The organism is Undibacterium sp. SXout20W (genome assembly GCF_049340285.1).
Taxonomy (GTDB): Bacteria; Pseudomonadota; Gammaproteobacteria; order Burkholderiales; family Burkholderiaceae_D; genus Undibacterium.
In genome coordinates, this window is the sequence record NZ_JBMPPH010000054.1 from 1 (window position 1) to 21,975 (window position 21,975).

The 21,975-nt window shown below is 45.1% G+C and carries 17 protein-coding genes; 7 read left to right on the forward strand and 10 right to left on the reverse strand.

Annotation, left to right across the window (positions count from 1 at the left end):
* Positions 1-173: 173 nt before the first annotated feature.
* Positions 174-764, reverse strand: a complete 591-nt coding sequence (locus tag ACO0K1_RS18090; RefSeq protein WP_423028263.1) for a hypothetical protein — start codon at positions 762-764, stop codon at positions 174-176.
* A gap of 584 nt (positions 765-1,348) precedes the next feature.
* Between ACO0K1_RS18090 and ACO0K1_RS18095 the strand changes: the two genes are divergently transcribed.
* Positions 1,349-2,515: a GGDEF domain-containing protein gene (locus ACO0K1_RS18095; protein ID WP_423028265.1), complete on the forward strand. Its 1,167-nt coding sequence runs from the start codon at positions 1,349-1,351 to the stop codon at positions 2,513-2,515.
* Here the strand turns inward: ACO0K1_RS18095 and ACO0K1_RS18100 are convergent.
* From ACO0K1_RS18100 to glyQ, 7 genes are all read right to left on the reverse strand, one after another.
* Entirely contained in the window at positions 2,512-3,750 is a 1,239-nt protein-coding gene (locus ACO0K1_RS18100; protein WP_423028267.1) for a DUF1501 domain-containing protein, read from the reverse strand. The genes ACO0K1_RS18095 and ACO0K1_RS18100 overlap by 4 nt on opposite strands.
* A 39-nt stretch (positions 3,751-3,789) precedes the next feature.
* On the reverse strand, positions 3,790-5,352 hold the full coding sequence (locus ACO0K1_RS18105) for a DUF1800 domain-containing protein (protein ID WP_423028269.1): 1,563 nt from the start codon (positions 5,350-5,352) through the stop codon (positions 3,790-3,792).
* A gap of 279 nt (positions 5,353-5,631) precedes the next feature.
* Positions 5,632-6,582: a M48 family metallopeptidase gene (locus ACO0K1_RS18110; protein WP_423028271.1), complete on the reverse strand. Its 951-nt coding sequence runs from the start codon at positions 6,580-6,582 to the stop codon at positions 5,632-5,634.
* Between the two features lie 306 nt (positions 6,583-6,888).
* Entirely contained in the window at positions 6,889-7,641 is a 753-nt protein-coding gene (locus tag ACO0K1_RS18115) for a lysophospholipid acyltransferase family protein (RefSeq protein WP_423028273.1), read from the reverse strand.
* Between the two features lie 57 nt (positions 7,642-7,698).
* Entirely contained in the window at positions 7,699-8,265 is a 567-nt protein-coding gene (gmhB, locus tag ACO0K1_RS18120; protein ID WP_423028275.1) for a D-glycero-beta-D-manno-heptose 1,7-bisphosphate 7-phosphatase, read from the reverse strand.
* 28 nt (positions 8,266-8,293) lie between these two features.
* Positions 8,294-10,378, reverse strand: coding sequence for a glycine--tRNA ligase subunit beta (gene glyS, locus ACO0K1_RS18125; RefSeq protein ID WP_423028277.1), 2,085 nt, complete (start codon positions 10,376-10,378; stop codon positions 8,294-8,296).
* 32 nt (positions 10,379-10,410) lie between these two features.
* Positions 10,411-11,364, reverse strand: a complete 954-nt coding sequence (gene glyQ, locus ACO0K1_RS18130) for a glycine--tRNA ligase subunit alpha (RefSeq protein WP_423028279.1) — start codon at positions 11,362-11,364, stop codon at positions 10,411-10,413.
* 317 nt (positions 11,365-11,681) lie between these two features.
* Between glyQ and ACO0K1_RS18135 the strand changes: the two genes are divergently transcribed.
* The 5 genes from ACO0K1_RS18135 to ACO0K1_RS18155 all read left to right on the forward strand — a co-directional run bounded on the left by ACO0K1_RS18135 (position 11,682) and on the right by ACO0K1_RS18155 (position 19,166).
* On the forward strand, positions 11,682-14,246 hold the full coding sequence (locus ACO0K1_RS18135) for an EAL domain-containing protein (RefSeq protein ID WP_423028281.1): 2,565 nt from the start codon (positions 11,682-11,684) through the stop codon (positions 14,244-14,246).
* Positions 14,243-14,467, forward strand: coding sequence for a hypothetical protein (locus tag ACO0K1_RS18140; protein WP_423028284.1), 225 nt, complete (start codon positions 14,243-14,245; stop codon positions 14,465-14,467). The genes ACO0K1_RS18135 and ACO0K1_RS18140 overlap by 4 nt, the downstream gene beginning before the upstream one ends.
* Positions 14,468-14,691: 224 nt before the next feature.
* Entirely contained in the window at positions 14,692-15,291 is a 600-nt protein-coding gene (locus ACO0K1_RS18145) for a 3'-5' exonuclease (protein WP_423028286.1), read from the forward strand.
* Positions 15,292-15,369: 78 nt separating this feature from the next.
* The gene (locus tag ACO0K1_RS18150) at positions 15,370-18,480 is read left to right on the forward strand and encodes an alpha/beta hydrolase family protein (RefSeq protein WP_423028288.1); all 3,111 of its coding nucleotides are present in this window, start codon (positions 15,370-15,372) and stop codon (positions 18,478-18,480) included.
* 56 nt (positions 18,481-18,536) lie between these two features.
* Positions 18,537-19,166, forward strand: coding sequence for a YkgJ family cysteine cluster protein (locus ACO0K1_RS18155; RefSeq protein WP_423028290.1), 630 nt, complete (start codon positions 18,537-18,539; stop codon positions 19,164-19,166).
* A 107-nt stretch (positions 19,167-19,273) separates the two neighbouring features.
* Here ACO0K1_RS18155 and ACO0K1_RS18160 read toward each other — a convergent pair whose 3' ends face one another.
* Entirely contained in the window at positions 19,274-20,296 is a 1,023-nt protein-coding gene (locus ACO0K1_RS18160; RefSeq protein ID WP_423028292.1) for a YncE family protein, read from the reverse strand.
* Positions 20,297-20,299: 3 nt separating this feature from the next.
* Here ACO0K1_RS18160 and ACO0K1_RS18165 point away from each other — a divergent pair, with 3 nt between their 5' ends.
* Positions 20,300-20,554, forward strand: a complete 255-nt coding sequence (locus tag ACO0K1_RS18165) for a hypothetical protein (protein ID WP_423028294.1) — start codon at positions 20,300-20,302, stop codon at positions 20,552-20,554.
* 70 nt (positions 20,555-20,624) lie between these two features.
* Here ACO0K1_RS18165 and ACO0K1_RS18170 read toward each other — a convergent pair whose 3' ends face one another.
* Positions 20,625-21,152, reverse strand: coding sequence for a cytochrome b (locus tag ACO0K1_RS18170; protein WP_423028296.1), 528 nt, complete (start codon positions 21,150-21,152; stop codon positions 20,625-20,627).
* Positions 21,153-21,975: the final 823 nt, after the last annotated feature.

Here is a 21,975-nt window from a genome sequence, read left to right on the forward strand (position 1 = left end):
AGATGTGTGTAGTTCATTATGCAATTTCGACTGGCCGGTCAAAAAGGCACAAATGCTATCGCATCTTGCCCTCATTAACCGGTACCGTTCATAAATTGCACTTCATCCTAGAATTCGCCTAATTTAATAATTTAATAATTTAATAATTTAATAATTGAATTATAGAGTTATGGTTACTTTTGCAGATGATCAATGAGCTTGTGTAAACCGCTTGTCAGCGCTTGAATTGAACTTTGCATATCCCATTGATCACTGTCGACATCGACATGATTTGAAATGGCTCTGATTTCGAGAAACTTCTGCTGCTCTTGCTGACAGACGTAAAAAAACGCTGCGCCCTCCATGTTTTCTACATCAGCGATGTTGGTATCAATAAATGGTGCCATCGCAGCATTGACTGAAATCCCCTTTGCCAAAGGAAACAGCGCTGGCACAGGCAGATGCTCGCAACTGAGTACATGACGTCGCTCAAATGCCATATCGATCGGTAGATGTGCTAAATGGACAAATCCATTTGGCGTAAAAAATCCTAAATCAGCTTCAACTTCAGTGTTCACGAGGACAACGTCATTTATTTGAAAGGGTGAATGCGGGAAGACGCCGGCAATGCCAGCTAAGATCAGAATATCGGGCTGTTCTTGAATAGCCTTTAATGTTGAATAAGCTGTGGCGGTCAGCCCGACACCAGAAATAACCGTGTTTACCTCTAGGCGCTGGAACATGCTGGCCTCCGTCCGGGTCGGAAAAAGAACGGTAATTTTCATGGTTTATTATTGAGTAGTCTTAAATTTACCGCGCGTTTGATCGCACTTATATCAAAAAAATGAAACCTGGCCTGCTTACTTGAATATCATTCATCAGAATCACATCGCCAGCAAACTTGCTATCTCAAAGGGCAGTATTTGCCTGGGACGATGGCAACTTGATATCGTACCTGAATGCGACTCGTCTGATGTCATGGCATAAAAAAGTTCTTTAGCACCCATGAGCTTATTGTAGGTGTAAATTGTGCAATTTTTGTAGTTGTTGATGCAAAAATTTTGTTAAATATGATTGGGCAAAGGTGCCTTCTGTTGCATCTTGTTAAATCGTCTTGAAAATACTTTTTAATGGTGTGTATGATGAATCGTTACAACTACATATTAGTTTTTATCATAACGACAACGTATCGAACACTGACATTTCCAATAACAGACAAACTCAGGCACAGGACTTTACAAAACACCCCCGGAATAACGTTGTTCAAAGCTAGTACATCACATCAATAGCGATGTCTTCATTGCTTTCTAAGACGTTTTAATTCCGGCCTATGACTTAAGTCCTCACAAAAATATTCGAGACGCTTGCTATGCAATATATCAGTGATCCTTGTCTGATCTCGGCAGAGTACGCGAGAAATGATCTTGAACATGAGATCGATGCGTATAAAAATCGTCGCATGACGGGTGACCTATACAGACGATCACTTGTCGGCCCGGTGTTTTATTTGATTGCCAGTGGATTGACGATTTGGCTTTCTGATTTCTACCAAGGACGCGTGTGGCTTCTGTGTTCCATTGGCTTGGCGTTTTTGTGGCTGGGCTGGCGTCGTTATCAGCATTTACCCCCACCCCCAAGGTCTGGCTCTTTGCAGTACTTGCGTTGGAATAAGCAACAGTGGCGACTTATTCATTTGGGTACGCTCATATGGAGTGGCCTCGCCACTATGACGGGCGCGCTAGAAATGCACGCAAACAATGCGGTTATCGTGACGGTGATTACAACCATTGCGTTTAGTACAGCCGCTAGCCATGGATTCTCAATGCATCCGCGCCAGGCAATGATATGTCTGATTGAATTCACTGCGCCACAGACCTTGGTTTATATTTTCTATGCAGTCGATTTACGCTCTATTGGGTTGACCATGTGTATTTACTTTGGCTATCTGATGATGAATTTGCATAGCAATGCCAAAGAATATAAAAAACAAATTGAGACTGAAGTCAGACTTATTCAAAGTCGTGCTGAATTAGCGCAATTATCGCTGACGGATGCGTTAACTGGCTTACCTAATCGCCGCAGTTATGAGGCAGCGTGGAATCAAATCTGGCGTATCGCTGCACGTAAAAATGAGGTGCTGGGGTTGCTTATTATCGATCTTGATTACTTCAAAAAAATCAACGATAAATACGGACATAATGCCGGTGATGATTGTCTGAAGCACTTCGCGAAAATATTGCGGCACCATATACGACGCGAGAGTGATGTCATGGCGCGCATCGGTGGTGAGGAATTCGTGGTTATTTTACCTGGAACCACCAGCGAATTGGCCTATGCCATTGGCGAAAATCTAAGGCGAGATTTGTTTGCAAGTCCTTGCCAGGTTGAAACGCAAAAAATTCAAATTACCGCCAGTATCGGCGTCGGTGTCGCTGATTGGGCGAAGGATAAAATACCTGCCGATACGTTTCATCGCGTTGACCTCGCCTGTTATCAAGCGAAGACACAGGGTCGTAATTTTGTTGTCAGGGCTTAAACTGAAAATAAATTAAGCGTATTTTTTACTGTCGGCAAACCTGGAAAAGCAGTATTCAAATGTATATCGGATAACTGCAAATGTCTTTCACATACTTGAGCAAGAACCGTACGGAAGTCGGTTGTCACTGGTACATCTCTGCCTTCGTATAACTGATTGTTGCTAAGACCTCGCCAGTCGCCTAAAACTTTGCCACCAGCTACTTTACCACCGAGAATCCACATGACATTGCCATGTCCGTGATCTGTTCCTCCATTACCATTTTGTTTCGCTGTACGACCGAATTCTGACATGACGACGATGGTCGTGTCGTCAAACATCTTATCGAGACGTCTGGCTAAATTCGCCAGACCTTGTCCTAATGGTGCTAAACGATTCGCTAGCTGACCTTTTGCACCGCCTTGATTGGCATGTGTATCCCATCCTCCAAGTGCCATGAAAACCAACTGAATTTTGGGATCATTACGCATTAAATTCGCTATTCTTGAAGTGTCATCAGGAAAACCGTTTGGTAGTGGTGCGCCACCGTTGGCGATTTGCTGCTCGCTTTCCATGGATGCCCCCATCATTTCCTGATGTGCATCTCGTGCATCTTGATAAGCTTTCGCGTATTTTGGATTGCTTTGATAAAGTTGTTCAAACGCATTACCAACTTTTGGCTTATCTAATACATTGGATTTGGTACCGGCGGCACCGCTGGCGATGTTGGTTGTAGCGATATTACCAGACAAAATACGCGGCATTACTGCGCTGATGCTGATTGCATGCGTAGGACTAGAGTCTCCAGGCAAGCCGCTTAATACGCGATTCATCCATCCGTCACTTGTCGCCTTTATTCCAGGAGTTGCTGATTCCAGATAATCTTGGGCGTCAAAATGCGAACGAGTCGGGTCTGGTGAGCCACAGGCATGAACAAATGCTAGTTTTTTCTCGTTCCACAAACCCTGCAAATCCGAAAGTGCCGGATGTAATCCAAAGTAACCATCCAGATTGAGTGCGCCGCCTTCTTGTCCTGGGTGACCTAGCGCAATCGTTGGTCGTAAGCGGGCGTAGTTAGAATCCCCAAACGGTGCTACGACATTTAATCCATCAACTGCACCTCGCAGCATAATTACGACTAGCTTCTTTTGATTCGGTGAAATATTATCCGTTGTTGCGGCCCAGATGCCGCGTCCCATTGGTAACAACAAGCCGCAGCCACCTGTGAGGGAACGTAAGAAATCTCTTCTTTTCATGGCCTGTTCTCAATGAAATATAGTGCAGTTTAAGCTGGATTAATGTTGCATGAAGTCAGGACTGCCTAAGACCAAAGCCGCGCGTAAATTTTCTGGGTTGTTGTTAATTAGTTGCGTCGTGTTGAATGAAACAATGGGCCCGAGTGTTTGTAATAATTTATTTGCATCCAACTTCTCCATGGAGGCCTGGCGATCGGCAGTATCGGCTTGTTTGTCGATTTGCTTGCGACCCATTTTTTCACCTTCAACAATGTCACTATTGAGCGGCAAATGACCGGTGGCGAGTGCAGTGGCGAAATTGATGCGACGGCTCAACGCATCGGGATTTAGCCAAGCTTGTTCGGTATTTTTATAACCGTCCGGAGTCTGGCAGCCATAGAGCGGCATCCCTAGCAGCATCATACTTCCTAAGAGTGGCCTGACATTTTGTACCTGAACATCGGCGGCGCGAAGGGATGAAATAATGAATTGGTAAGGCGTTTTATATTTTGATGCGACGGTATGCGGGTCACGAAACTCAGGGCTAGAGAATAAGGTTGTTAAAACTAAACGTATATCACCACGGGTTTCCAGAAAACGTCGACTGAGTCGCTCGACAAGAGCCCGAGGTGGTTGATCTTGTACAAAAAACTGTGCCAATTGATAACTGATATGATGCGCTGTTGCCGGATGCTGTGCCAATATATCAAGCGCGAATTCACCTTCAGATTTACCGTTTGCGCTAACTGTTTTACCAAGCCATTGTTTGGTGCCATTATCGTGACGATCGGCATCAAACACAAAATTTGCGTGACCGCCCGTTCTTGTTTTGGCGTCAAAAGTCCAACCAGTTAATATTCGCGCTAGCTCGGTCACATCGTGTTGAGTATAGCCACCATCCACCCCGAGGGTATGTAACTCCATCAGTTCACGTGCGTAATTTTCGTTCAAACCACTTGATTTGGCTTTTTGAATTTGCTGACCACGTCTGCCCGTTGGATGAAAATCAGCCGATGTCGATAACCAGTTGTCGAGATAAAACAACATCGCTGGGTGTTTGGCAGTAGCACCCAAGAGATCGCGGAAATTGCCAAAAACATAGGGACGAATTGCATCGCGTTCGTAACTGGCAATCAAAGCGCGATCCACACCTTTACCATTAAAAACATTAAAGTGATTGAACCAGAATTCCACCATTACTTCTTCTAGCTGATGTGGGCTTTCCAATGCACGCCAAAGACGCTCCTCAGCCGTTTCTTCTACCATAGTGCCGACCATTTCATGGCGTGCTTTTTTCGATGCTTCGCTAGCATTTTTGGTATTTTTGAGTGTGGTCTTGTATTGGTTCAATGCCTCACCGGCACTGAAATCGGCTACTTGTAACGTTTTTAATTTTTGTTGCAAACTATCAGGTAGTGGCAAGGATGCAGGATTGAGTTGTTGTTCGATATACTTATCGACCCCTATTCGACTGACTCGCTCAATATCGCCTGGTCGCGGTCCATATCCTAAACGATTCAGTACATGCGCTGATTCTTGATGACTACTGATATCGGCGCCATAGACAGTACAAATCGATAGACAGAGTGCAAGCGTCAAAATTGGTTTAAACTTCGGATTCATTTATGCCAACCCTTGCGATTGATTGTTAGAAAATCATATTCGTCGGACGAATTTCACGCTTAACTTTGACGCTTATACTCAAAGATCAGTATTCTGTGGGGTCAATATATGCTACCTGGCAGAAGGAAAACAAGTAACGACAAGTAAATCAAAATGTCTAGTTTGTAATGCGCTTTTGGCTACCGGTTGAACGAATGATTTTCACGTTTTTAATGGTAGGTGGGACTTACGACTAGTTTGACTCTGCTAACGCCAAAATTTTGTGCATGTTGCAATTGCTTATTCGAAATAGGGTAAATCCGAGGTCGCGTGTAGGCGTAATTGATGGCGGGCGATGTCATAATCGGGAAATACGGATTCGACGGTCGCCCAAAATCTAGGGCTATGATTCATTTCTTTTAAGTGTGCTAGTTCGTGTGCAATGACATACTCGATGACGAACGGTGAAAAATGAATCAAACGCCAATTTAAGCGGATTTTTCCTTGTGACGTACATGAACCCCACCGGGTTGCCGCAGAAGACAAGGACATGCTGTGATACCGGACGTTGAGTTTTTCTGCAAAGCCTGGCAAACGTTGATTAAATTCATTTGTCGCTTGTTTTTTTAACCAGGATAATACGCTGTCCTTGATCAGTTGCTCACTAGCGTGCTGCGGCAGATATAGGCGTAGTTCGTAGGCTTCTGGGTCAAAACGGATGTCGGCGCTGATCTTTATCCTGGCATCACCGTGCATCTCGATGGTCGATTCGGTTATCGTCCTTAATACCATCTCTTTGCCAAGATACGGAATCGTTGCACCATCACGCCAAATCAATTCTGGTTTTGGTTTGCGTAATGTACGCTCCTTGCGTTCGCTTAATTTGCGTAAAATCCACCGCTGCTTTTCATGGATTGCCGCTTCTATAGCGGCAATAGTGACCCAGCGTGGGGCGGTAATTCTCAAGCCATCTTCATTGATCAAAAAACCAATGCTACGTCGTTTTGAGCGTTGTAACTCGTATTCGAGCAAGGTGTTATTGATCAAAATTCGCCGTTTGTTGATGGTATTGCCGTTTTCGCGCGGCGGGACGGTCGGTTCGGAGCGAGGTACTTCATTGATGCCATTCGTCGGCGTTGAACCAGGTTTTTCAGGTGCCGTTGGCGTAAGTTTACGACGTTCAGTCAGCAAAAAATCGCTGAATAAATCAAATTGTAAGGCGAGTTGTATGGCTTTTACGATAGATGACATACGGTGTCTGTTGAAGACGCTAGGCTCAGCTTTTTGAGTGTGTGGCGATCACCACGAAATGTAAACATAAACTTTTTGTTCGACAACCGATAATGTAACGTAAGTTAAGCAAAACTGCAGGATGATGCTCTCTCGCTGCTCCGCGTTTGCTCAATTTTTCGCTTAATTTTTCGCTTCATTGATCGCTTAAGTTTAGATCTTGAATCTGGCAACTTTCTTCAAAATTTAACTATAAAAGCCGCTAAATCTGGTCAGAATCAGACTTCGCGGCTCTTTGCGTTCTACAACACATCACGATCCAGCGGCTTATTTTTCAGTGCCATCTGCGTTATAGGCATTTGGTGAAATGACGCGCATCTCTGCCTCGATCCAGGCTTCGACTTTCTGCATGAGCTCAAACGGATTGTCGCCGTTGGGTAAAATTGGTTTGCCCACTGAAATTGTGACCGTGCCAGGACGTTTAATGAAAGAATTTTTAGGCCAGCATTCGCCAGAATTCAAGGCAATAGGTACGACCTGTGTATTCGTTTCAACCGCCAAACGTGCGCCGCCGCCTTTATAGCTTCCCTTCTTACCTACTGCAATGCGGGTTCCTTCCGGAAACATAATGATCCATTGACCATCGGCAAGACGTTTTTTGCCATGCGTGACTACCTGAGCGAATGCGTCTTTACCTTTACTGCGATCAATCGGTATCATGCGCAGCAAAGAAATCGCCCAACCAAAAAATGGAATATAGGTAATCTCTTTTTTGAATACAAAGACTAAAGGACGCGGTGTTGCCATCAGCAAGAAAATAGTTTCCCATGCGGATTGATGTTTGGACAAAATAATGGCGGGCGCATCAGGGAAATTTTCAAAACCTTTAAATTGGTAATGGATGCCACAAACCACTTTTGCCGACCAAATAATAAAGACGTTCCAGCGTGCAGTGATGTAATAACGTTGGTTATAGGGCAAAAACGCGAACAGCATGCTGATAGGAGCCCAGATGATGGTCGCTATGACCATCAGCAACAAAAAGATGAAAGAACGGATAAACGGAATAATATTACGCATGAAGTCTCCAAAGCTGGCAATAAGTCATTGCTTATTGCCAGCTAACTTAATTATTGATCAGATCGCGAAATTGAGCTCGGTTTGCACTGAGCTTGCGAGCAATTGATCGACCATCGTTTCCAGATCGGCATAGATGTGCGTTCCTGGTGGCAAACCACCTTTCTCCTGGGTCTTGATGCCCTTGCCGGTTAACACCAGATGTGGCACACAACCCATCATGAAACCAGATTGCAAATCACGTAAGGAATCCCCAACGCTATGGATGCCTTTGAGGTTGATATCATAACGGCGGCTGATTTCGTGCAGCATTCCTGGTTTTGGTTTGCGACAGTCACAATTTTCATCGGCAGTGTGCGGGCAGAAAAAAACTGCATCGATGGTTGCCCCCACTTGCTGCGCCGCGGTGTGCATTTTTTGATGAATCGCATTTAAGGTGGCCATATCAAATAATTTACGACCAATGCCAGATTGATTTGTCGCGACCACCACGGTGTAGCCCGCCTGGTTCAGACGGGCGATTGCTTGTAATGAGCCAGGAATCGGAATCCACTCAGCAGGTGATTTGATGAACGCATCCGAATCCTGATTGATGACGCCATCACGATCAAGAATAATGAGTTTCATGCCATGTCCTTTCTCAGCCATCATCACGTTATGCCGCGAGTTTGGAAATATCAGCGACTTGATTGAGCATCACATGCAAACTGGCTAACAACGCCAGACGATTATTCCTCAAGGCCAGATCGTCAGCATTGACCATCACATCATTGAAGAAGTTATCGACTTCTGTACGCAATGCAGCCAGGGTTTTGAGAGCGCCCGTAAAATCACCATTGCTAAATGCCGCGTCAACTTGTGGTTTCACATTTGCCATTGCATTGGCCAGCGCTTGTTCTGGCGCTTCTGCTAATAATGCAGGGTTAATACTAGTTGGCACACTTTCTGCCTTCTTGAGGATATTGGTGATGCGCTTGTTCGCAGCAGCCAGGGATACTGATTCAGGTAAGGTAGCAAAGGCTTGCACCGCTTGCAGGCGTTCAACAATGTTATCGAGTGTGTCTGGATTTTGCGCAACGACTGCTTCAACTTCGTTTTGGGCAAAGCCGCGGTCACGCAATTGACCGCGCAGACGATCAAACAAGAAATTCAGTACGTCAACAGAAGGATCTTTGACATTCGCATTGTCTGCAAAAAGGGCTACCGCATCAGCCAACAACCCTGATAAAGATAAAGGCAGGCGTTTTTCAACGAGCATACGCAAAATACCCAGTGCGTGTCGACGCAAGGCAAATGGATCGCGATCCCCCGTTGGTTGCAGACCTATTCCCCAAATGCCGACTAATGTTTCTAGTTTATCGGCGAGTGCGACGGCAGTTCCTGTCGTTGTCGAAGGCAAAGCATCGCCCGCAAAACGCGGTTGGTAATGTTCGGAAGCTGCGGCCGCGACGTCAGGATGTTCGCCATCATGCTGCGCGTAGTAGGTGCCCATGATGCCTTGCAATTCTGGGAACTCGCCGACCATATCCGTGAGTAAATCGGTCTTCGCTAACAATGCGGCACGTTCAGCAAGTGCTACATCGGCGTGTACGTTGGCAGCAATTTTACCGGCCAATGTCTTTACGCGTTCGGTACGTTCAGCCTGACTACCAAGTTTGTTGTGATATACCACGTTGGCGAGTAACGGCAGACGTGATTCCAATGTTTTTTTCTTGTCTTGCTCAAAGAAAAATTTTGCATCCGACAGACGTGGACGAACGACGCGTTCATTGCCTTGAATAATGTGCTGTGGATCACTGGTTTCTAAATTTGACACGATCAGAAAGCGGGAGCGCAATTTGCCATTCGCATCGGTCAAAGCGAAATACTTTTGATTGGTTTGCATCGTCAGAATCAGACACTCTTGCGGTACTGCCAAAAATTCTTGTTCGAAATGGCATTCGTAGACCACTGGCCATTCGACTAATGCGGTCACTTCATCGAGCAAGGATTCTGGCATCAAGACTTGATCGGCACCGGCTTTTTGTAATAGAGCAGTGCGAATTTGTTCTTTACGTTCGGTGACGCTGGCAACCACTTTACCTTCGGTTTTCAAAGTTGCCGCATAGTCATTGGCGTGCGTAAGTGTGACTTTACCTGCCGATAAAAAACGATGACCTTGTGTGATGCGATCGCTTTGTAATCCTAGTAATGTCAATGGAACGATATCAGCACCGTGTAGCGCAATGATGCGATGTACAGGACGTACAAAGTGTACTGTTTCGCCATCAGGGCGTTGATAACTCATGACCTTAGGGATAGGTAATTTGCTGATTGATTCTTCTACTGCGCTTTGCAAAGCAGGTGTTAAGGAAGAACCTGGTGCAGTGTGGTTGTAGAAGAAGCTCTCTGCTTTACCGTCAACCGCGCGTTCCAGATCGCTGATTTGCAAATCTGGGAAACCCATTGCTGCTAATTTTTTGATCAGTGGTGCCGTGGCATTGCCATTGGCGTCAATAGCGACGCTGACAGGCAGTACTTTGTCACGCATAAGTTTATCAGGCGAGGTTGCGCGTACATTGGTGATACTGACAGCTAAGCGGCGTGGCGATGCGTAGCTGGTGGCGACCGAGTCGCTTTCTAAAAAGTCGCGCGATTTCAAGCCAGCAACAATGCCCGAAGCAAAGGCTTCACCCAACTTTGCCAGTGCTTTTGGCGGTAATTCTTCGGTAAATAATTCAACTAATAAGGTTTGAGTCATTTTTAAATCCAGTCAATTCTGTCAATGTTCGCTTAAGCGGCTTCCAGCGCGGAAACTACGGACGCAGGCTTATGCTTGTCATCGGCTGCGCACATGGGAAACCCTAAGGCTTCACGCGACGCGTAATAGGCGGCGGCTACCGCGCGTGACAGATTGCGAATTCGTCCAATATAGGCGGCCCGCTCAGTAACAGAAATTGCGCCACGTGCATCGAGCAAGTTGAAGGTGTGCGCTGCTTTTAAAATCATTTCATAGGCAGGCAGTGCCAGCGATTTTTCTGTGACGTCGAGCAAACGTTTCGCTTCCGCTTCGTAATTGGTAAAAAGTGAAAATAAGAAATCGGTATTCGAATATTCAAAACTAAAGGTGGATTGTTCGACCTCGTTTTGGTGGAATACATCGCCATATGTCAGGCGCACGGTTTTACCGTTCTCTTCGCGCTCTGTCCAGATGAGATTGTAGATATTGTCGACGCCTTGCAAATACATCGCCAGACGTTCCAGACCGTAGGTGATCTCACCAAGGATAGGTTTGCAATCGAGGCCACCAACTTGTTGGAAATAGGTGAACTGTGTCACTTCCATTCCGTTGAGCCAGACTTCCCAACCCAGTCCCCACGCGCCTAGAGTTGGGTTTTCCCAGTCATCTTCCACAAAGCGAATATCGTTTTGTTGCAAATCTAATCCGAGTGCTTTGAGGGAGCCAAGGTACAAGTCCAGAATGTTTTCAGGCGCTGGTTTCAGCACCACTTGATACTGATAATAATGTTGCAGACGATTCGGATTTTCGCCATAGCGGCCATCTTTTGGCCGACGTGATGGCTGCACATAAGCTGCACGCCATGGTTCCGGGCCAATAGCACGCAAGAAAGTGCCAGTGTGCGATGTACCTGCACCCACTTCCATGTCATAAGGTTGCAACAAGGCGCAGCCCTGTTTGTCCCAGTAATCTTGTAATGTCAGGATGATTTGTTGAAATGTGAGCATCGTGCTGTCTACCTTTATCGCGTCCAACGGAGGGCGAGGAATATTGTTTGCTAAACCTTCGATTTTACCCTAGAAATGCTGTTGATCAGACATGATCACAGGCAGAAATGCTGTATATGGTGGGTAAATGACCTCGGGAAAGCGCATGCTGAAGTTGGTTTTGCTGCGATGCGCAACATCTTTCCTTGTAAAAATACCATTTTGAGTTAATGTTTCTATTGCGTTAATACTTTTTACAAGGTATAAAAATCGCCTCAAACGCACCAGCTGTAGGACGACCATCAAAATAAATATTACATTGAGGAGTGGCGTAACAGATGAATACAATCCAGTCGGGAGACTCTCTAGATGCCGAATCGGAAAAATTAGAGCAATGGTATCGTTTGCTGGGCGAACTGACAGATTGCCTCTGGTATCCCGACGATCTACCCGGATTGTTGCAGGGGTTTTGCCGGATCCTGGTCGAACGCGCCGCTTATGCCAGCGTAGAAATTGTATTTGAGTCAGGTGATTTGTCGCATTCCTATCAGGCCAATACCAATCAAATAGGTAACCCGCAGCTACAGTATCTGAGCCACAGCTTAAGCTTGCATCCGTTCAGTCCTCAGGAAGCCTATGTAAGGCTGATGTTTAGTGCTGATTTTGATCTTGAAGTAGGCAGTGACGCAAGAATCATTCTCGATCGTTTCCTTGCCGAACTGAGTAAAGCTATCGTTGCACTTTTAACAACCCACGAACATCACAATTTACAAGACAATCTCGAATTGTTGGCGCTCCTGGTGAAGCAAAGTCCCTTTGCCATCTTGATTACCAATGCGGCCGGTGAACTGGAATACTGTAACGCCACTTACACTTCGCAGTCAGGTTTTGAGTTTGAGGAATTGGCCGGGCAGTGCGTGCTCTGGAATAGTGGCGAGCCAACTCTCGATAAGCACCATCAAACATTATTAATGGCATTGCAGCCTGGACAGCATTGGCATGGCGAGGTTAAAAGCAAGCACAAAAATGGCCATTGCTATCAAGAGCGTCAAGTTGTTAGTCCATTGAGCGATGAACACGGAAAGGTCACGCACCTGATTGCTGTACGTCAGGAGATCCACGACCATTCAAGTAACGATGATCAGGGCGCGGACAGTCAAGCGGATGATGCCGCAATGAGCGATAAGCAAGTACAGTTGAAAGAAGTTGAGCAAGCTTTGTTGTTAAGAGAGCAGGCGCTGGTCTCCAGCAGTAATGGCATCATGATTACCCGCAGTGACGCAGGTGACCATTCCATCGTATATGTCAACCCTGCATTTGAGCGCATCACTGGCTATCAGGCCCACGAAGTGATTGGTCGCGAGGGACGCTTTTTAGTGCGCGACGATTTGGCGCAAATTGACCTCGAAGAAATACGTTCTGCTTTACGTGAAAAACGTGAGGGGCACGCTTTATTACGAAATTATCGTAAAGATGGCACGCAATTCTGGAACGAATTACATATCTCGCCAGTTAAAGATGCGAGTGGCGCGAATACCACGCATTTTGTGAGTGTCATTAATGACGTCAGTGAGCGGGTCAACTATCAAAAAGAGCTGGAATACCAGGCGACTCACGATAGCTTGACTGGTTTAGCAAACCGCAACTTATTAAATGACCGAATTACCCAGGCAATTGCATGGGCGAAGCGTCAGGATTTATGCGTTGGATTGATGTTACTGGATTTGGATCATTTTAAACTCATCAATGACGCCTCTGGTCATGGCGCAGGTGATGAAATGCTAAAGCAAGTGGCACAACGACTCAATCAATGCGTGCGTGATACAGACACGGTAGCTCGACTGGGTGGCGATGAGTTCGTTATTGTACTGACGGATTTGCAAGGGAATAGCGATGTTGACGTCATCGCAGAAAAAATCATGACCGCATTGTCACGTCCGATTATGATTAATGGTCATGATGTGTTCGTTACTGCCAGTATTGGTATCTCGGTATATCCGCGGGATGGTGATCATGGTGAAATTCTATTGCGTTATGCCGATATCGCGATGTATCGCGTCAAAGAGCACGGTCGTAATAGTATGCGTCAATTTATTCCGGAAATGGGGCTCACTGCGATCAGTCGTTTAAACATGGAAAGCGCCATGCGGCGGGGCTTGGAGCGCGGTGAGTTCGTTTTATATTATCAACCGAAAATTGATTTGCTCACGCAACAAGTGATCGGTGCTGAAGCGCTGGTGCGCTGGTGGCATCCACAAATTGGATTGGTTCTTCCGATCGAGTTTATTCCATTAGCGGAAGAAACTGGATTGATTTTACCGCTTGGAGAATGGGTATTGGCGCAGGCTTGTCGCCAACAGGTTATCTGGAAAAAACAACTTGGCACAGACTTGAATATTGCCATTAATATGTCGTCACGTCAGTTCAGACAGGATGATTTGTCAGAACGCGTTGCAGTGATTATTCAGCAATCTGGAGCCGATCCAAGAAAACTTACCTTAGAGCTTACTGAAAGTATGGTGATGCAGGACGTGACTAGTACTTTAGCGTCGTTACGCTCACTCAAAAACTTAGGGCTATCGATTTCACTCGATGATTTTGGTACTGGGTATTCTAGTTTATCCTATCTGCGCCGTTTCCCTATCGACGAATTAAAAATCGACAAATCGTTTATTAATGATATTCACACTAATCCTGACGATGCTGCCATTGCCAGTGCGATTATTGCGATGGGTTTGAGTTTAGGGTTGAGTGTCGTCGCCGAAGGTGTTGAAACACTGGAGCAGATCAGCGCTTTAAAGGGAATGCGCTGTAGCCAGGTGCAAGGATATTACTTTTCCAAACCTCTTGATGCAGCCACTTTTGAGCAGTTTATCAACGACAAACAGGTGAAATCGGTATGAGCAAGTTGATATGGAGTGTCATTCCAACCAATGAATTGTCAACAATGCTGGTAGACGCCGAACTGGAAAAATCGACAGCCCTGGGCAGTGCGACCGTGTATCATTTTCAACACGACGGACAAGAAAAAATGGCGGTAGCTTTGGCAGATGGGCAAACTTTAGTGATAGAGACAATGCAAACTGGAAGCCAGCGCCGCCGCCGTATAGACAATTCTGTGTAAGCAAAGTGCTATTTTCAGCGCGGATTGACGAGGCCGATTGACGAGGTCGATTTACAAGCTCGATTTACAAGGCCGATTTACAAGGCCGATTTACAAGGCCGATTTACAACGTCGATTACAACGCCGATTGACAAGCCATATTTACGACGGCTATTTTTATTTTTTAGTATATTTTACGACCTGCACCTTTAAAAATTTTTGTTGATTACGCTGATGACTATTGCATGACTGCTGACATTGAAATAACGCTTCCACCGTATCCTGGCATTACTCTTCAAGACATCCTATTGGTTCGTGATGAAGCTGAAGCGCAATCGGCATTCGCGCATCTTTCCCAAGCCAGCGTGCTGGGTTTTGATACTGAGACTAAACCAGTATTCCAAAAGGGGCAAAAAAATGATGGGCCGCACTTGATCCAACTGGCGACCGAATCTAAGGCGTTTTTGTTTCCAGTGGTGCAAACCATGAATGTTGAGGTCGTTAAGTCCTTGCTTGAGGCGCCACATATACTGAAGGTCGGGTATGGCCTGAACGACGATATTAAGCATTTGAAAAGTAAGCTCGGTATCGTTACTGCCAACGTGTTAGATCTGGCGCGGGCAATGCGTGAGAGTAAGCAAAGAGACATGGGTGCTAAAGCCGCCGTAGCCAAATTTTTCGGCATGCAATTGTCTAAATCAAAAAAAACCTCGACCTCGAATTGGGCACTAAACCCTCTGACTGAACGGCAAATTCTGTATGCGGCAAACGATGCACAAGTGGCCTTGCTAACCTATCAGCGTTGGTTAGATTTGAAAAATAATAAATCACAAACTTCAATATAAAAAATGTTATCGACTTTCCCATACTTGAGATGTAAATTTTCGTCTACCTCTAGGTTGTCTCGTGGCGTTTTTTTAACGTTGCTTACGGTAAATAGTTGCTATGCATGGAACTCAGATCTCCGGGACGGCGGCCATGATGACAAACCATCGACGACGCTCACTGATAAAAAAATTATCACACATCATGCGTATGCCAATTGGCGCAGCATAGCAAACACGACACTGAGTCGCGATGGTCATTGGGCCGCTTACGCATTGGTGGCGCAAGAAGCGGATGGTGAAGTTGTTTTTAAACAGCTTGAAAATGGCCAGGAATGGCGCTTTCCGCGAGGTATTTCGCCGGCATTTAGCGCCGACGGCAGATACGCTGCATTTGCGATCAAGCCAACACAGTCACAAATCGACAAAGCCAGGAAAGAAAAAAAGAAGGGTGATGATGCGCCGAAGTCGGATCTGGGAATCGTTGACTTGATCACTGGGAAATTAGAAACGATAACCCGAGTTAAACAGTTTGCCTGGCCCGAGGAGGGCGGCAATTATTTGGCCGTATTGCGCGAGCCAAAATCAGAAGAAAAAAAGACAGTCAGCTCAAAAGAAAAAACCGATATCGACGCCATAAATTTCGATGATCAGGAAGCAAGTGGTAATCCTGAAACGAAAAAAAAGGCGCTAGCCAGCGCATTTAGCGTGATTGATGTTCAGAACCATGTACAGAAAGATGTCGATCAGGTCGTCAATTTTACCTGGGCGAAAAATGGCTCCTCACTTGCCTTTAGCGTACAACATAATGCCAATAAAAAAGAGCCTAGAGGCAGCGATGCTTCGGTAAAAGCCAGCGCAGATGAATCACAATTACATTCTGCTGTCGATCCATTACCTGACGGACTCTATATTCATCATCCTCAGGAACGTCAGGAACAAGCCATTTTACTTGGAACCGGTAGCTATAAAAAATGTCGTTTTAATGATTCTGGCACGATGTTAGCGTTTGTCAGTAATCGTGATGAAGTCGCAAAAAATGCGTCGGCGAATAGCGTTGATAATGAAAAAACGAGTACGCCACAAAGTGAAACAAAGGCAGATAAAGAAGCAGATAAAGAATCTGGTAAAGACGCAGATAAAGAAGCAGAAAAAGAGGCTCTCATTTATCAGCTATTTTATTGGCAGTCAGGTCAACAAAGTGCACAACTATTGGCCAACGCTAATACGCAAGGAATGCCGGATCACTGGGGTGTGAGTGAATTGGGAGAGTTGAAATTTAGTAAAGATAGTGAACGACTATTTTTTTCAACGGCAGAAATACCCAAACCGGACAGTAAAGTAGACGACGACATCGTTAAAGTGGATCTTTGGCACTGGCAAGATGCTGAGTTGCAGTCAGTACAAAAAGTCAATGCTGAAAAAGACAAGCATAAGACCTATCAAGCCGTGATTCATTTAACGGACCGACAATTTGTTCAATTGGCGACGCCATCAATCCCTAACGTCGTTTTTAACGAAAATGCGTTGTACACATTGGGAATCAATGATGCACCCTACAAAATGATGTCATCGTGGGATGCAAAATATCAAGATGCCTATGCGATCGATTTACGTAATGGACAATCGCGCTTGCTGGCAAAAAAACTGCGCTTCTCCGCCAGTTTGTCGCCCACAGGTAAATATGTACTCGCTTTCGATGCTGCCACGAGCAACTGGATGGCATGGACTACCGTTGATGGTAAAACGATCAACCTGACTAAAAAAATCAAAACACATTTTGAAGACCGCGAACACGACACGCCCGAGCCAAGATCACCCTATGGTGTCGTTGGATGGCGTGCTGAAGATAGCGCAGTGCTTTTGTATGATCAATATGATCTATGGGAAGTTAATCCGCTAACGTTGGAAAGTCGTAATGTTAGTGAAGGGTTCGGTCGCCAACACGAATTAGCATTGCGCTATCTTGCTTTGGATGAGGAAGCAAAGCCGGAGGCCGAGGAAGCAATGCCAGAGGCGCATAGTAAAGTCCTGCCTGCAGAAAAATTTCTATTGATTGCGACGCATGCGAAAAATCATTCAATGGGGTTTTTTGCGCAAAATGCGAACGGTGGCAAACCTACGGAGCTGATGCTTGAAAATAAAATGTTAGCTGGCGTAGTTAAGGCAAAGCAAGCTGACACCGTATTATTTACGCAGCAAAGTTTTATTGAATTTCCAGATTTATGGAAAAGCAATTTACAGTTTCAACAACCCCGCAAAATCAGCTCCGCTAATCCGCAGCAAGTCAAATATCAATGGGGTACGCAAGAACAGATTGAATACATCTCAAAAGATGGAAAAAAACTTCATGCCTTGCTAGCCAAGCCAGAAAATTTTGACCCATCTAAAAAATACCCGTTAATGGTCTACATCTACGAAAAGATGACAGACAACCTTTATCGCTATGTACCGCCATCGCCTGGCCAGAATATTAATGTGACGCGGTATGTCAGTAACGGCTATATTGTGCTACGACCCGACATCGTCTATCAAGTTGGGCACCCTGGAAAAAGTGCGATGAATGCAGTGATACCTGCAATTAATAAGGTGGTCGGACTTGGATATGTCGATCCACAGCGCATAGGTATTCAAGGGCATAGTTGGGGTGCGTATCAGATTAACTATATGTTGACGCAAACAACGATGTTCCGTGCTGCAGAAGCCGGCGCGGCAGTAGCGAACATGGTGAGCGGTTACGGTGGAATACGCTGGGGTAAAGGTGTTTCACGCGCATTTCAATATGAAACCGGCCAAAGTCGGATCGGCGGCACGCCTTGGAATAAAACCTCGGAATACATTGAAAATTCGGCCATTTTTCATATCGATAAAATTCAGACACCGTATCTGACTAAGCATAATGATGGTGATGATGCAGTACCTTGGTATCAGGCAATCGAATTTTTTACGGCGATGCGTCGTTTAGGTAAAGAAGCCTATTGGTTTAACTATAATGGTGAAAAACATGGCTTGAAAGACCGGGAAAATATCAAGCATTACACCGTACATTTGGACGAATTTTTTGATCACTATTTGCTGGGACAACCACGTCCAGACTGGATGAAAAATCCCATTCCTTATCTTGAACGCGGAAAGCGCGATATAAAGCCTTTGTTTACGCCGGAGGATTTTACTGAAGCACCTTCTGTTCATGACAAGTCGATGCAATAAGGCTCGTTCATTGGCAGGTGAATTGCGCTTGCGAATTTCAATTTAATGTGGAAAATATGCTAACACCTGATGAGCAGACGGCGTTTCTAACTGCAATCGACTCTGTAAAAGCCGTCTCCAAAAGACAATTGGAGGAGCGTACTTATCCAGACAATGTGATGCGTATTATTCCCCAATTGCATCATAAGGTTGACGAGCTATTTGTACAGGCGCAAGCTGAAGGGCGACAGATTGCCTGTCGCGCTGGCTGCAGTTTCTGTTGTCATGTCAGAGTTGAAGCAAAACAAGCGGAAATTGATTATATTGCTCAGAAGTTGCACCAGTTACCTGAGACTGAATTAACGGCTATTCTTGTGCATATGGAGCAAGGTTTTGCAGAAAAGGCGGCATTTTCCTTGTCTGATCCTCTTAAGAAGTTGCCTTGTGTACTGCTGAAAAATCAACAGTGCATGATCTACGAAAACCGCCCTACGGTCTGCCGTAAAGGCCATTCTATTGACGTTCAACCTTGTGCCGATGGTGCTTCAGAAATTCCACAACATCTGGATTTGATATTAAAAGCAGAAGCGTGGATACAAGGTGTAGGGGTGGCGTGTGCTGAAATGGCAGCCCAACACGATAGTGATCAGCCGTTCGTATCGAAAGAATTCACGCAGGCTTTATGGGCGACATTACATACGTCATAACCCCCTTGTGCTGAAAAGCAAGCCTGCACTCTTGAACTGCACATTCACCGTCAGAATCATCTTCAGGTGAATGTGATGCGGATGAATGCTTGCAGTCTTGGAAATTCTTATTTGTTACCGTACGACATCACCGTAAACTGTTTATCGATAATTGCTGGCAGATAAATCGTTTTACTCACTTTATCCTGCACCATTGTTCTTGCCCCTTTGGCGGTCGTTACGCTAACGGCCGTTGCATAATGATCTGCATCGATTTGTTTGATGACCGACAATGTCCCTTCACCATTTGACGAATAAACAGTTGCGGTATCCGCATCGAACACAGCCGCGTCCGGGTGGCCTCCAATAGCGAGCTTTGCAATTTGTTTGCCAGTTTTGGCATCCGTAACCACCATGGTGTTATTTTTACAGACAGAAAATAGCCGTGCATTTTTTTGATCAATCGCCAACCCGGTCGGTTCTTCACAGTGAAGCAATGGCCACTGAGCGACTAACTTGTTTGTGGCAACATCAATCACGTGTAACTCAGCCTTATCTTCAACATTAAAATAGATTTTTCCATTCTCATCACTGGCCGCAAATTCTGGCTTACCCGTTGTGACGATCGTTGAGATTATTTTTAATGTCCGCGCATCGATCACTGTGACGTTCGCGGATTTACCGTTGAACGTATAAAGTTGATGTGACTGTTGATCATATAGAATTGCATCTGGGTTGACGCCAGAAACTTTGATTTCCTGTTTAATCGCCAGGGTTTCAAGATCAAACACGGTTACGGTGTTGGTTTTGCCATTGCTGGTGAACCCAAGCTTGAGATCCTGCGCGAAAGCGATGCCATGAACCCCCGATGTACTGGCGATTTGACCAGTGATTTTGCCGGAAGGAAGTTCAAGAACCTGGACATGATCACCACGACTTAAAAAAAGTCGGTGGCGAACTGGATCGATATCAATATAATCCCAGTGACTGGCTGCGCCTAAATTCCAGTTTTGAATAAATGCCGGTGCACCCTCAGCTGCGATTACATTGGAGTTGGCAAGGCCAGCGAGAATTAATAGAGTAGAAGAAAGAGCTATTTTTTTGAGGTTCATGGTTGTGGATGGCGTGATTTTCAGATGTATGATGGACACTAGATGTTATTTACCGCTATGTTTAATACTGCTATGAAAAATGGCGTCGCTGGAAAAGCAAAAATGCAAGACGATAAAAGAAAACAAGCACAGCATTGCTTACAATGCGCTAATTACTACATCACACATGATATTCATTTTATGTATGGATGCAGAGTGTTTCAAATCAAAAGCAAACGGCAACCTATATTGGATGTGGTAGACGCGTCGGGTGATATTTGCCAAGGTTTTAAGGCTAAACCAGAGCGCCAAAAATAAGCTTAAGATAGGCTTAAGAGAGTAAAAAAAAGCAGCGTGCTGTGAAGCCGCTGCTCGTTAGGTAAAGAAATTATATCTTTTTACTTGGCAACATTCTTTGTAGCACGGTATCTTTAAGGACATAGTGATGTGCTAAGCCAGCCGCTGCGTGAAAGCCTGCAAGTGCAATCAAAATATTGGCTGCCAGAGCATGAATATCTTCGACTTGGTGTCGCAAGTCATTATTGCTTGGAGCGAATGAGGGGATTTGAAATAAATTAAATAGGTTGTCACCTCGAACCCAAGTATTGAAGATACCCAAAACGACAGTCGTCGCAATCATTAGGTATATTAAGTGATGAACAGCTTTCGCTAAGCTTTCCTGCCATCCTGAAGCTGCCGGCGGAAGCTTCGTTCCCGCCGTTGCTCTCCACCAAACGCGATAAACTAACACTACACTAAGCAACGCACCGAATAATATATGCGAGCTGCGAATCAAGACGCGTGGAGCACCTTTGGGAAACCAATCAATACTTTGCCCTGCACACCAAAGGCCAATAACTAAAAGCGCAGTGAGCCAATGTAAAACGATGGTTTTCTTGTCGTAAACTTGATTCATAGTAGAGCCCTATATCCTAATCGTTAAAAAGTAAATTAATTGCATCGATAAAAAAACGACCGTTGAGTCTCCTCTTAATCTTAATCTTAATCATACGTGTTTTTCGCTCGCTTTTTATAGGAAAAAAGAGGAAAAACGCCGGAAAGATAGGATTATCCGTCTTTTAGATACCACTAAAAATAAGAAATTTCTGTTCGGAAAGCCGTTCATTTTACGACTTCATGCTCAGGAGCAAGGTCGCAGTATGTTTGCTGTCATCGTGCGTTGGCTGGCAACTGTCGGTGACGTGTTTTGCTGTGTTTTGCTAGGTTATTTGTATCAGATGTTTTGCTGGGTTAGCAGAAACATTCTTGTGTTTTTAGTGTACATCGTCGTGGCTTAAAGTAGGCGTTTAATTTGACTCAATTTCGATCTCAGACACAAGCTCAGACTCAATCGCAGATTCAAGCCTTGCTCAAACCATTGCTGAAATTTTTTTACAGTGACGAATGAATACGTTGGAGCCAGCAAATGGATTGTTTTTAGTCGTTCGAAGTACGGCAAATTTTTTGATAAGCAGACGTCCAAGACGTTTGATATTCTCATCAATATTCCATGCATCCAATTTGAAACACAATCTGAATGTCGCAGTACTGCAGTTGGTATTTTGAAACGTCGATTACATCGTAGTTTTAATTAAGTAAATAAATATTTGGGGTAGTACCGTCAAAAACACCCGGCACTACCCCAGACCTTAACGGTAGCAGAACTCAGGCATCAATTAAAAGTAAGCTTTGAGCGAGAGCATGTAGCTGCGAGGTGCCTGCCATTGGTATTGATCCAA

Coding starts and splice junctions, on each gene's coding strand:
- ACO0K1_RS18090 (WP_423028263.1), bottom strand. CDS start 764: ATGAAAATTACCGTTCTTTTTCCGACCCGGACGGAGGCCAGCATGTTC.
- ACO0K1_RS18095 (WP_423028265.1), top strand. CDS start 1,349: ATGCAATATATCAGTGATCCTTGTCTGATCTCGGCAGAGTACGCGAGA.
- ACO0K1_RS18100 (WP_423028267.1), bottom strand. CDS start 3,750: ATGAAAAGAAGAGATTTCTTACGTTCCCTCACAGGTGGCTGCGGCTTG.
- ACO0K1_RS18105 (WP_423028269.1), bottom strand. CDS start 5,352: ATGAATCCGAAGTTTAAACCAATTTTGACGCTTGCACTCTGTCTATCG.
- ACO0K1_RS18110 (WP_423028271.1), bottom strand. CDS start 6,582: ATGTCATCTATCGTAAAAGCCATACAACTCGCCTTACAATTTGATTTA.
- ACO0K1_RS18115 (WP_423028273.1), bottom strand. CDS start 7,641: ATGCGTAATATTATTCCGTTTATCCGTTCTTTCATCTTTTTGTTGCTG.
- gmhB (WP_423028275.1), bottom strand. CDS start 8,265: ATGAAACTCATTATTCTTGATCGTGATGGCGTCATCAATCAGGATTCG.
- glyS (WP_423028277.1), bottom strand. CDS start 10,378: ATGACTCAAACCTTATTAGTTGAATTATTTACCGAAGAATTACCGCCA.
- glyQ (WP_423028279.1), bottom strand. CDS start 11,364: ATGCTCACATTTCAACAAATCATCCTGACATTACAAGATTACTGGGAC.
- ACO0K1_RS18135 (WP_423028281.1), top strand. CDS start 11,682: ATGAATACAATCCAGTCGGGAGACTCTCTAGATGCCGAATCGGAAAAA.
- ACO0K1_RS18140 (WP_423028284.1), top strand. CDS start 14,243: ATGAGCAAGTTGATATGGAGTGTCATTCCAACCAATGAATTGTCAACA.
- ACO0K1_RS18145 (WP_423028286.1), top strand. CDS start 14,692: ATGACTGCTGACATTGAAATAACGCTTCCACCGTATCCTGGCATTACT.
- ACO0K1_RS18155 (WP_423028290.1), top strand. CDS start 18,537: ATGCTAACACCTGATGAGCAGACGGCGTTTCTAACTGCAATCGACTCT.
- ACO0K1_RS18165 (WP_423028294.1), top strand. CDS start 20,300: ATGTTATTTACCGCTATGTTTAATACTGCTATGAAAAATGGCGTCGCT.
- ACO0K1_RS18170 (WP_423028296.1), bottom strand. CDS start 21,152: ATGAATCAAGTTTACGACAAGAAAACCATCGTTTTACATTGGCTCACT.